At 36.8% G+C, this 12,611-nt stretch carries 11 protein-coding genes; all 11 read right to left on the reverse strand.

Annotated elements, in window-relative coordinates; all coding sequences use genetic code 11:
• Positions 1–152: 152 nt before the first annotated feature.
• The gene (gene pgtP, locus FOT98_RS17155; protein WP_063262293.1) at positions 153–1,487 is read right to left on the reverse strand and encodes an MFS transporter; all 1,335 of its coding nucleotides are present in this window, start codon (positions 1,485–1,487) and stop codon (positions 153–155) included.
• Between the two features lie 19 nt (positions 1,488–1,506).
• Positions 1,507–2,541 carry an ABC transporter substrate-binding protein gene (locus tag FOT98_RS17160; RefSeq protein WP_063262294.1) on the reverse strand — a complete coding sequence of 345 codons (1,035 nt, stop codon included), beginning with the start codon at positions 2,539–2,541 and terminating at the stop codon, positions 1,507–1,509.
• On the reverse strand, positions 2,538–3,320 hold the full coding sequence (locus FOT98_RS17165) for a DUF3919 family protein (protein ID WP_000826638.1): 783 nt from the start codon (positions 3,318–3,320) through the stop codon (positions 2,538–2,540). The genes FOT98_RS17160 and FOT98_RS17165 overlap by 4 nt, the downstream gene beginning before the upstream one ends.
• A gap of 66 nt (positions 3,321–3,386) precedes the next feature.
• Complete coding sequence (locus FOT98_RS17170) at positions 3,387–4,817, reverse strand: HAMP domain-containing sensor histidine kinase (RefSeq protein WP_063262295.1); 1,431 nt, start codon at positions 4,815–4,817, stop codon at positions 3,387–3,389.
• Between the two features lie 11 nt (positions 4,818–4,828).
• Entirely contained in the window at positions 4,829–5,500 is a 672-nt protein-coding gene (locus FOT98_RS17175) for a response regulator transcription factor (protein ID WP_061679386.1), read from the reverse strand.
• 122 nt (positions 5,501–5,622) lie between these two features.
• Positions 5,623–6,615, reverse strand: coding sequence for a UDP-glucose 4-epimerase GalE (gene galE / locus FOT98_RS17180; protein WP_063262296.1), 993 nt, complete (start codon positions 6,613–6,615; stop codon positions 5,623–5,625).
• 89 nt (positions 6,616–6,704) lie between these two features.
• Positions 6,705–7,523, reverse strand: a complete 819-nt coding sequence (locus FOT98_RS17185) for an SGNH/GDSL hydrolase family protein (protein WP_063262297.1) — start codon at positions 7,521–7,523, stop codon at positions 6,705–6,707.
• Between the two features lie 98 nt (positions 7,524–7,621).
• Positions 7,622–8,536, reverse strand: a complete 915-nt coding sequence (tagU, locus tag FOT98_RS17190) for a polyisoprenyl-teichoic acid--peptidoglycan teichoic acid transferase TagU (RefSeq protein ID WP_063262298.1) — start codon at positions 8,534–8,536, stop codon at positions 7,622–7,624.
• A gap of 581 nt (positions 8,537–9,117) precedes the next feature.
• Complete coding sequence (manA, locus tag FOT98_RS17200) at positions 9,118–10,062, reverse strand: mannose-6-phosphate isomerase, class I (RefSeq protein WP_063262299.1); 945 nt, start codon at positions 10,060–10,062, stop codon at positions 9,118–9,120.
• A complete protein-coding gene (locus tag FOT98_RS17205; protein WP_063262300.1) occupies positions 10,059–11,168 on the reverse strand; it encodes a glycosyltransferase in 1,110 nt (369 codons plus the stop codon). The genes manA and FOT98_RS17205 overlap by 4 nt, the downstream gene beginning before the upstream one ends.
• Positions 11,169–11,212: 44 nt before the next feature.
• A complete protein-coding gene (locus FOT98_RS17210; protein ID WP_063262301.1) occupies positions 11,213–12,598 on the reverse strand; it encodes a sugar phosphate nucleotidyltransferase in 1,386 nt (461 codons plus the stop codon).
• Between the last annotated feature and the right edge of the window lie 13 nt (positions 12,599–12,611).

The raw sequence follows: 12,611 nt of genomic DNA on the forward strand, positions 1-12,611 counted from the left end.
TACAAAGTTTTACACATCCATTTATATTGTAACAAAAATTCCAATGATTAGAAATATGACATATTGTCTTTTAAGATAGATTTAAGGAAAGATTATATTAATATAAAAAAAGCTATCCAAAATAATAATTGGATAGCTTTTCAAACAAAATATTATGCCGCTTTAGGAGCATTTCTCTCATGTCCACGTTGAACGATGAACAAGAAGATTGTTGATAAAACTGCACCTGTTAATAGTAAGATGAAGCAACCGTCCCAGCCAGAGCGATCAACAATAACACCGATTGCTGCGTTTGCTACAAGACTTCCGCCTACATAACCGAACAGACCACACATACCAACTGTCGTACCTACTGCAAATTTCGGTACTAATTCCATCGCACTTAAACCGATTAAGAACTGTGGTACATAAATTAAACAACCGATAATAGAAACTGCAATACTTACAACAAGTATGCTAGTTGCTTGCCAATATACAAACGTACCAATAACAACTCCGATCATACTAATGATACATAATGGCATACGTTTTCCTTTAAATAATTTATCACTTAAAAGACCAACGATTAATGAACTTGGAATTGCCATACCTTCAAAGATTGCATACGCCGCATGTGCTTCATTTTTTGAGAATCCTTTAACTGTCGTTAAATAAAGTGGAACCCAGTTAATAACACCGAAGCGAATTAAATACACAAATGCATTTGCAATACATAAGAACCAAACAAATTTATTCTTTACTACATATTTCATTAAAATTTCTTTTGGTGACATCTTGTTAGCATGATCTGCTTTTTCAAGATTTTCATAGTCATTACGATACTCATCAATTGGAGGAAGACCTTCTGATTCTGGTGTATCCTTCGCATTAATCCAAACAAGAACTGAAATTACCATTGCGATAATCGCAGGGAAAATAAACACGCCGCCTTGCCAATGATTTTCACCAAAAATAGCTACACCAATTCCGACAAGTGGTGGCACAAGCATTCCGCCAACGTTATGTGAAATATTCCAAATACCTGTTTTCGTACCACGTTCTTTCTTTGAGAACCATTTCGTCATAACGATACTACAAGGTGGTGCTCCCATACCTTGTACAATACCATTTAGAACAAGTAGTGTAACAATCATTCCAAATGACGATGCAAAACCGAAACAAATATTTACAAGCCCTGATAAGAATAAACCGACTGCGATAAAGCGCTGGGCGAAAGCTTTATCTGACAAATTCCCCATAAAGAACTTACTAAATCCATAAACAATTGCCATGATTGAACCTAGTAGTCCAATTTCAGCTGTACTAAACCCATATTCTTGTACTAAATACGTACTTGATAACGTAAAGTTACTACGAACTAAATAATAAGCAGCATACCCAACTGAAATTCCCATCAATACACGGATACGTAGTAATTTGTATACTCGATCAATCATATCCGCTGGCAATCTTTCAATTGCAGGTGCTGGCTTAAGCCATTTAAACATATATTTTCGTCTCCTTTTCTCACTTCTGAGAGAGACGCTGTCTATTCCATATCTCGATTATTCCACTATTTGATATATTTTTGTTTGTTCTTCTAACCGGCTGTCCTTCAATTTCTTTCTCATTCTTCGCAAACATCGTTGGTACGCCAAACGAAACCTTTTCTAAAATGTGACCCGCTTCTTCTGATAAACAATAATCAATAAATAAATCCGCAATAATACCATTCGGTGCACGTTTTAGTTTCGAAATCGCATTAACAGATAACCCTGTTTGCTCAGGTACAATACTTACAATTGGAAAGCCTTGCTTTTGAAGCATTCTCTGATCTCCCATGAAATTGATGCCTATCATATACTCACCGCTTGAAACAAGCTCGACTGGTACGTAACCATTCACCGTTACTTCACCAACTTGTCCTGCGAGATTCTTCACATATTCCCTCGCTTCCTCTTCACCTACCGTATCAATAAGTGATTGAAAAAACGTATATGCTGTTCCTGATACATTTGGATCTGGCATCACAATCTTTCCCTTATATACTGGATTTAATAAATCTTGCCACCTTGATGGATAAGGAAGTCCGAGCGGTGCTATTTCTTCATTCCACCGCTCTTTATTGATCGCAATTGCCAATTTCTCCACTTCATAACCGTACCAATAACCGTCTTTATCTTTAACAGTTTTTGAAATACGATTCGCATGCTGACTCGTAACAGGAATAGATAGATTTTTTTGTTTCATCATTTGATGCGCATCTACCGTACCGCCAATAATAATATCCGCTTTCGGATTTCCAGCTTCCTCTTCTACCCTCCGAAGAAGCTCTTCTGTCGAAAGACGAATAAATTCATACGTACAGCCGCGTGGTTTACAAAATGATGAAAGCAAAGCTTCACCCACTTCCTCACGAGCTGCTACATACGCAACAAGATGACGATTCTCCAAAATAGGGAGACCATTTTTATTATATTTAATAGAGGTTGTATCTCGAGAGCAACTAGACATCGCTCCCCCAATTACTAGCAAAAAGAAGAAAAAGGCTATCTTTCTCATGACACATTCTCCTTTACAAATAGATTTGCGAGGGAGCTTTTCATATACATGACATTCCCATTATTATCACCGAGATATTGCACAACAAAGTACGATGGATATACAGAAATAGTAAGAATGTCTTCTCGCTCATTCTTTATACGCTTCCCTGTTTTATAAGCGGTAATATAAGCAATCGGTTCATTCTGTGATTGTAATAATTTCTGTATTTCTCCGTAATCTGTAATTTGCTTTGCGTACCGAATCGAATCAAGTATGTGCGTAAGATTCATCGCACGTTCTACATCACCTTGGCGCACTATGACATCCTGCGCTGACGCAAAAAAATCACTAATACGTTCTGGTGTGTAATACAGGCTTAACAAATACGTTTGAAATGCTGAAATCATTGGATCCGTACCATTCTTTCCGTACATATCAGCCCCGTACTGGAACAAGTCACCTACTGCAAAAGTACGTTTATGTCCATTCAAGTACGTTACTTCTCCAGTAAATACTTGTTCTTGATTCTTAGCTTCTCTCGGTTCTATTTGAATTCGGTCAAAGAATGAAACAATTGTATGCAAACGAACTTCATCCGTTATAACAATTTCTCCCCACTTTTCATGCCTAACCTTCATTTCAGTAGGCAGGGATTCATTCACCCTTTGTAAAACAGTTTGTTTGTCATTCACTATTGTGATTCGATTGTATATTTGCTTCTCCATCACATAAAACAAAATAAGAGAAACAATTATACAAAGGACAAACATAAGAATTTGAAATGATAGCCTTTTCATTTCTGCCTACCTCCAAGATAAAAAAACGTTGTTTCGAAAATACCGCATAATTGTTTCATAAATGTATCATTTAACCGCTTTCAAGTTTTTTATGTCTTCCATCCGTCTCGGAAGCAAAAATGTAATAAATATTGTAGTTCCTACCTCTTCACTACTCTCAATTCGCATACTTCCGCCCTGCTTATTCATAATCTCCTGACAAATATACAAACCGTAACCATTCCCGTAACTAGAAGGAAGTACCTTCCCTTCTGGCGATTCATTCCACTCTGCAAGCACACCTTCATCTATACCAATGCCATCATCATGAACAAAAACCTTCGCCTCACGTTCATTTACAATTACATTCATACGAATTTGCGTAGCATCGCTATATTTTATCGCATTATCAAGCACGTTTAAGAAAATCTGTTTCGTCTTATCGAAATCTGCAACAACATGTACATCTGTTAACTCATTTATCACTTCAATCTCAAATTTCTGCAGGCGAGGTTTCACAATTGAAACTGCTTCTTCTGCTAATTCTTTTATATTCACAACTGTAGGTGACACTTCAAACGTACTCGTCCCGTACTTTGAGGACTTAAGTAACTCCTCTACAAGTGATAATAAACGCTCACTTTCTACAGCTACATAACGCAGGCTCTCTTGTACATCTTCCTTCGCCTTTAACTTTGGAATTAAATCCACATAGCCAATAATCGCCGTTAGCGGTGTTTTTAGCTCATGCGTAATGCGGTCTAAGAAATCTTTTTGCTTCTCTTTCTCCTCTTTCAATTGCTTAATATGCAATTCAATTCCATCGGCCATCGCATTAAAAGATGCTGAAAGCTGAGCAATTTCCACATATTCATTTAGCTCAATCTTGCTTTTATAATCCCCATTCGCAAGCCGCCCTGCCATTTGTCTTAACTGATCAATCGGCTTATGAAGAGACTTTGCTAAACGAATTGCAAAGAAAATACCCGCTGCTACGAGACAAAGAGACGTCATTAAAAACGTCCAACCGACATTCGTTAAAACTTCCTTCTCACCCGTTAACTCATTTATAAAACGAACACTTCCAATGACATCGTTTCCATAATACACTGGGCTTGAAAACAAAAGAATTGGAGCTGGGTCTCCTTCTTCAAAAACATACGATTTCTTCCCCTTCAAAGAACTCGCAATATCGATATTCCGATGAAGAAGTGCTCCCTTTTGCGTATCCGCCACAACATCTCCATTCTTCCCAATCATCTGTACACGTACATCCATGCGCTTCGCTAAATACGAAGCAATTAAAAGCGAATTAGGACCGAGCGTCTCTACCTCTGCTTCCTTCTCTAAATAATTCATCGTATAAATTTGTGCTTCTACACTTAACTTTTCTAAAGAATTTGCCGCGTTATGATACATATTCTTTTCTAACGTAATATAAACAACTGCGTACAAAAGAACAAAAATCGGGATTAACAGTCCCACTATTCCAAACACCATATTTCTTTTTAAAGACATACCATCACCACTTAACAATCCAGTTTATAGCCAACGCCATAAATTGTCTTAATATATTCTCCGCTATTCCCTAGCTTCTTCCGCAGTCTTTGCACCATAATATCAACTGCTCTCGTATTTCCGATATACTCAAATCCCCATACTTTCTCAAGTAACTCATCTCTCATAAATACACGCTGCGGATTGGAAACAAACAACTGACATAAATTAAACTCTCGGTACGTTAACTGAATTTCTTGTCCACTAACATGCACTTTTCTTTCCTTAGGACAAATCGTTATCTCTCCCGCCCCAATCACTTCATGACTTACCGTTACCTCTGTCTTCTTCACACGCCGCGTCATATTCTTGACCCGAAGAATAAGCTCCGCATAATTAAATGGCTTCGTCACATAATCATCCGCACCAAGCTGCAAACCAAGCAATTTATCATTCATCTGACTCTTCGCAGTTAACATCAGCACTGGAATATCCCTATTCTTCTCACGGAACAAACGAAGCAACTCATACCCATCTGTATCTGGAAGCATAACATCCAAAATCAATACATCCGGCCCTTCATTCCATTTCTCTAAAGCTTCTCTTCCATCAGCCGCCGTGAGCACTTCATACCCTTCCATCTCAAGCTGCATCCGAATCAAATTACGAATACTCGATTCATCATCCACTACAAGTATTTTCATTATTCTCCTCCTTCCATCCCGTATTATAGTACAGTTTAGTATAGCAAAAATCCTATAAAAAAAGAGAGGGTATTGTCGAACATATGTTGAACGACAATACCCTCTCTTTCACTTATTATATTTTATTTAGCATACCCATTAGGTTGCTTCTGATGCCAATTCCAAGCATGCTCAATGATTGTTTTCACATTTACATACTGAGGATCCCATCCTAACTTCTCTTTCGCTTTCTGAGAAGAAGCAACTAAACGTGCTGGATCTCCCGCACGGCGCGGTGCTACCTCAGCTGGAATTTCATGATTTGTAACTTCACGGACTGCATCAACGATTTCTTTTACACTGAAACCATTACCATTTCCTAAGTTATAGAAATCACTCTCTCCGCCGTTCTGTAGGTCTTTAAGCCCTAAGAAGTGAGCTGCCACTAAATCTTCAACATGAATATAATCACGGATACAAGTACCGTCTGGTGTATTATAATCCTCACCAAACATCATAATCTTCTCACGTTGACCTAATGCCACTTGCAATACAAGAGGAATTAAATGCGTCTCTGGACGGTGATCTTCTCCAATAATACCATTTGGCGTTGCACCAGCCACGTTAAAGTATCTGAAAATCTTATAACGTAAATTAGAAGCTTGGCTATACCAATGAAGCATCTTCTCGATTGCTAACTTCGTTTCTCCATACGTATTCGTTGGATTTGTAATCGTTTCCTCAGTAATAAGGTCTACATCCACCTCACCATACGTCGCCGCAGTAGAAGAGAAAATAAACTTATCTACCTTAAACTCATCCATTACCTCTAATAAACAAAGCGCACCATACACATTGTTATTATAATATTGAAGAGGCTTCTCCATACTAACTCCAACTAAAGAATCAGCTGCAAAATGCATAACAGCCTCAATATTTTCTTGTGTAAAAACATCTCTTAAAAACGCTTTATCACGAAGGTCGCCATTATAAAACTTCGCACCTTCTGTAATTGCATCCTCATGACCAGTTTGTAAGTTATCTACTACTACTACAGATAAACCTTCGTCTACTAATTTTTTCACAGCGTGAGAACCGATATAACCAGCTCCACCGCAGATTAGAATTGAATTCATTGTCTTCCTCCTACATATATTAGGATTTCTTACTCACTCTCTTATTATAAAAGGTATACGATTGCTCGTATACCTTTTGTGTACCTTTATTACTTAGCAACGAAATAATCCGTTACATATTGTGCCCAAACTTCATGCCCTTTAGCACTTGGGAAACCGAATTCTTCTGTTAAATATGGCAGGATAGCCTTCGTTGCTGCATCAGGCCATACTCCCCAATGATCCACATATGTATAACCATTTTGCGTTGCAAATTGCTTTAACGCCTCAATCGCCTTCGGATAATTCTTCGCACCATACACTGGGTTTGGTGGTTGAATCATAATCGTAGCGCCCTTTGCACTAGTAGAAAGTGCTTGAACAAATTTCTGCGTACTCGCAACAGAGTTTCCATTACCAGTTTTACCATTGTCCGTAATAAATGGTGGTTCGAATAAAATCACATCTGGATTATCTTTCGCAATCTCTTTATCACGCTTATTTGCGATTAACTCTTCTGTGCTTTCACCCTTATATTCCTTTACCGTCACATTCCATAAACCTTTACCGTAAGTAGTCTCTAAATTAGCCGTTAACTTAGCTGCCCAAGCATCTTTTTCAGATGAAGAAGCTTCATCACCAACAATAACTAGATTTACTGCCTTTTTATCCTCAGCAGCTTTCTTCAACTTCTCTTTCACTTCATCTGGTAAATTCTTCGCATATGCTTCATTAAAAGATGACTTCGCATCTTGTTTTTTCTCTGTCTTCTTCGCTCCACTATCTTTCACTTCAGACTTCGTTTTCGTTACTTCACTCGTCTGCCCTGTCGCATTCGCAACTTTCTTATTCCAGTACAATTTACCGCTCACAACCGAAGCGACAAACAATACAAAAATAACTAGGACAAGTACTGCTTTCTTATTCATCGATTCACCTCATCTATTAATCTCACAACATATAATACTAATATAAATTCACACAAAAATAAACCCAACTCCTACCAAAGGAGTTGGGTTATTACATATTACTTAGTCACTTCAAGATGTGCTCTTAGCTTATTCGTAATATCTTGTTTCGCTGAATCTGGAACATAATAGTACCAAATACCATCAGCAGCTTTATGGCCATCACCTGGAATTTGGATTTCTTCACTATTCTCCATGCAATCTTTATAGTTCTTTTGAATATCAAACATTTGATCTTGCGTTAAACTTGTTTTAACATTTTTCTCAATCGCTTTTAACACATCACCATAATTTGCAAGAGAAGATACACTTGCACCCTTTTTAATTACAGCTTGGATGACTTGACGTTGACGCATTTGGCGACCGAAGTCACCGCGTGGATCTTCATAACGCATACGAGTGTATTTTAGTGCTGTTTCACCATTTAAATGGATATTACCTTTAGCAAAATGTTGATCCCTCGATGTAAACTCTAAATCGTTATTTACATCAACACCTCCAACAGCATCTACAATATCTCTAAATCCAGCCATGTTTACTTCAATGTAATGATCAACCGGTACATTTAGGAAATTCTCTACTGTTTTTACAGACATATCGATGCCACCGAAAGCATAAGCATGGTTGATTTTATCTTTTTTACCTTTACCAACAATTTCTGTATAAGAATCACGTGGAATACTTGTAATTTTCATAGATTTTGTTTTTGGATTTAAAGTAAATAACATAAGTGAATCTGACCTACCAGTTCCATTATCCTCTTGGTCTACACCCATCAATAAAATAGATATAGGTTTATTATCTGCAATATCTACTTTCTTATCTCGCTTATCGGACTTATCACGATCCAAAGGCTTATGCACTGTATTTAACGCATTAGACACATTAGAATATACAGTATATGCATATACACCACCAGCAATAACAAGAACGCCAATGATACCTAGGATCCAAAATAAAATCTTTTTCTTCATAGTTTTTCCTTCTTTCAGCTTATAAATTCAAATACAAAGATATAGAATGCCAATCCATTCTATTATATCTCATTTCAAACAATTATATATTGTTAAAGTGTAGTAATATTCTAATCAATTTCATATATAACATATTAACAATCATACATTAACTTAATCCACACCATTTCAAACATTCATTGTAGTCTTTAAAGATTGGCTTACTATTTAAAAATGCATCTTGACAATTACACATCCTTCGCACCTGAAAGAATTCCACTCACTCGAGCTTGCATTTACATTAATGGTCCACGTAATCAAGATGTAAAGTTTTTAATGCACTTACTAGCTTTTGTGAAGCTTCTTTTCCATTCGTATCCGCGTGTGCAACTGGTGCAGCAAACGCTGTTAAGCTAAGACTAACCCCAACGACTAATGAACTTTTTTCATAACTCCTTTGAAATGCATGGTTGTTTCTCCTTTTTATAACAATTCGTTAGTTTGAATATACCATAAGTAATCCGTAATCGAACAACTTAATCATGATTTTTCAATAGAATTACCAATAAACAAAAATCAAATTTGATGTTTCACATTCCTTATTAAGGATGGGATACAATACAAGCTACCTTTCCTTTTATAACAAAGTTTCCTAACTGTGCTGGTATGATAAAATGATCACCCTTTTTCACTGGAAATTCACCTTCTACAGTTTTAATCACAGCGTCACCTTCAATGACACTCACAAGTTGAAAAGGCTTATCTTGCTGAAAAGAAGCTTCCTCTCTCACTTCCCATTTATAGACAGAGAAATATTGTTCTTGTACAAATGTTGTAATAATCGCACCATTTTCCTCAACTACATTCGCTTTCACTTTATAGTCCCTATGAGGAATCATTGATACGGCAACAGCCTTTTCAAGATGCAGTTCTCGTTTTTGACCGTTAGCATCCGTACGATCATAATCATATACTCGATAGGTTGTATCAGAACTTTGCTGCGTTTCTAGTACAATCGTACCTTCACAAAGCGCATGAACCGTACCACTCGGCACATAAAAAAAGTCACCTGGCCTAATTGCCACGCGACGCAATAATTCACTCCATTTTCCTTCCGCAACAAAGTGCTGAAACTCTTCCTGTGTTCTTGCATAATGTCCATACACAAGCTCTGCATCTTCTTTACAATCAATAATATACCAGCATTCTGTCTTTCCCATTTCACCATTTTCATACATATGAGCAAATTCATCATTTGGGTGTACTTGAACTGATAAATCTGTATTGGCATCTAATATTTTTGTTAGAAGCGGAAATCTTTCAGAAGAATACTTCCCAAATAATTGACGGTTTTCCTTCCATAACTGTTCCAGTGTTTTACCTTTATACATCCCATCTCTTACAACACTTAGACCGTTTGGATGTGCCGAAACGCCCCAGCATTCTCCAACTAATTCGGAAGATAACTCATAATTAAATTGTGCTAATGATTTTCCTCCCCAGATTTTCTCTTGGAGAACAGGTTGTAAAAACAACGGCGCTTTCATCCTAATATAGTACCTTCTTTCTCACTTAAATTCATACATCGTTTATATTTTTTTAAAAAAATATGAGCGACAATATTAGACACGTCATTCTCGTATTCAAATGACGTGTCTTTTATATATTCACGAGGATTTATATGTTGAAGTTCTTCCCACGTGGTCAATTCACATAATTGATTATACCTTAAGAAGTGAATTGTATTTTGATCCTCATTCATCTCTTTTCGATTCAAAATCACCAAAGGTTTTTCATGAACTATTGCTTCTCCTACAGTTCCCCAACCAGCTTTTGAAATAATACAATTAGCAGCTGCAACATAGTTTTGTGATTCTGTATAGTCATTTGGAATTTGATGTACATTCGGATGCTGCACATCCATATTACTAGAAACAATAAACACAGAATCTTCATCATTCCATAAAGATAGATCTGTTATATTTCCTACATCAATTTTCATTCCAAGGGGGATAAAAATGAGTTTTTTCTTTCCTGTTGGATTTAACTCCAATCGAATTCTGCTTACTTCTAAAGGGTCTGCTTTTCTACTATAAAAGTTAAAGGAGAGTGTATTTTCCCTCGCCCACTGCTTTTCTATACCACCTGCTAATAGGTAAAAGTAATCCATTTTTTCATACATGTCCTCAAGTACTTTCAGTGATTTTACTGACAAAACATGCTCATAAGCTGTATACCACGTAAAATTAGAAATACCAACAGTTGGAACACCTAACCTATTACCAATTTCAAAAGCAATCGGCGAAATATCAGAGACAATACAATCAACACAAAAAGGTGTTAAAAAACAAACTTCCCTATGAACCTTCTCTGGTAATTCCTCATAAAACATATCATGCGTTCGTTGTAATTTCTCTGAATCTAATTCAAGTGAATATTCCTTCAAAACATAGCCGACATCTGTTTTCACATCATGAAATATAACCCTATCTTCATATTCCCTGAGCGATTCGCGAATAAACCCTAATGCATATGAATGACAAACAATAATTCGTATATCATTTCTTACCTGTAACATCTCACGTATTAAAGCAGTGCACCTTGCCGCATGTCCATATCCATATTCTGAAATATAAAAAGCAAATGTTTTCATCACAATCTCCTCGAAAGAAAAAAAACGCTAGAAGAGTCTAGCGGTTACATAATAACTTGTGCTTGTGATTGATAATAATGTGTTAAAATATCATCCCAGTTTGTATATAAACGAACAAAATCCGTATGAACTACTTCTTTCCCCGTTTGAACTTCAATAAATTCTAATTCACTAAGCGCACGAATCGCGTGTTTTTTCCCTGCTGGGATATGAACAATATCTCCAGCTTTGACACGGCGAATATGATCATCTAAAATGAGCTCACCTTCACCACGAATAATTGTCCATACTTCATTTCGTAAATTATGATAGTGATATGTAGAATTTTTATTTTCTTCAATACAAATTCGCTTCGTTACCATTTCTTCATTTTCATACTTTGCATAGTCTAACACTTTAGACCGCCCCCAAATACGCTCTTCATACATCGGTGGCTGATCAAAAGCAACAATTAAATCTTTAATCTTTGGACTAGATGTTTTATCCGAAACAAGGATACCGTCAGGACTAGCTGCAACAACGACATTAGAAAGACCTACTACAGTAACTGGAACTTCCAGCTCATTCACTACATGTGTATTTTTAGAGTCTTCACTAATAATACCTTTCCCAATTTGAGGTGTAGCCATTTCTTCTGTCAGGGTATTCCACGTCCCTAAGTCCTTCCAATAGCCACTGTAAGGTAAAGCAACAATCTGATTTGCCTTTTCCACCACTTCATAATCAAAACTAATCTTTGGAAGCTGATCATACCGCTTAGAAAGATCATGATACAAAATAGGAAGGTTTTTCTCTTCTAAGATATTGATTAAATAACGTAGTTTAAAAGCAAACACACCACAATTCCATAACGCCTTTTTCTCAATTAATGTTACTGCCTTTTCTTCACTCGGTTTCTCAGTAAAACGAGCCACATTGAAATATTCTTGTGAAGTGTTATCTTCTTTCGGTACAATATAACCATATTTAGAGGATGGATATGTTGGCTCAACACCCATAAGAGCTAGCTCAGCATCGGAATTTTGTAAGGCCGCATCTAAATCCTTTACTCTTTCAAAAAAGCCATCTTCTACATAAGGATCAACTGGTAATATGATAACCGTTTCATCTAAATCTGTATGTTGTTCAGAAAATAAAAAAGAACCCGCAAGTGCGATTGCTGGGAATGTATCCCTTCGCTCCGGTTCTACAATTAATGGTACATCTGTACCTAATTGATTATGAATCATTTCTGTTTGTGTTTTCGATGTCGCAACGACTGCGGAATTACTTAAATTAACTGACTCTAATTGTCCCCATACACGTTGTACCATGGATTGACGTGTACCCTCTTCATTTTCTAATACTTTTAGAAACTGTTTTGAACGTGTGTCATTTGATAATGGCCATAGGCGTTTACCTGAACCACCAGAAAGTAATACAAGCTTCATAGAATCCCTCCAT

Source organism: Bacillus sp. HY001 (assembly GCF_007558965.1).
Lineage (GTDB): Bacteria > Bacillota > Bacilli > Bacillales > Bacillaceae_G > Bacillus_A > Bacillus_A mobilis.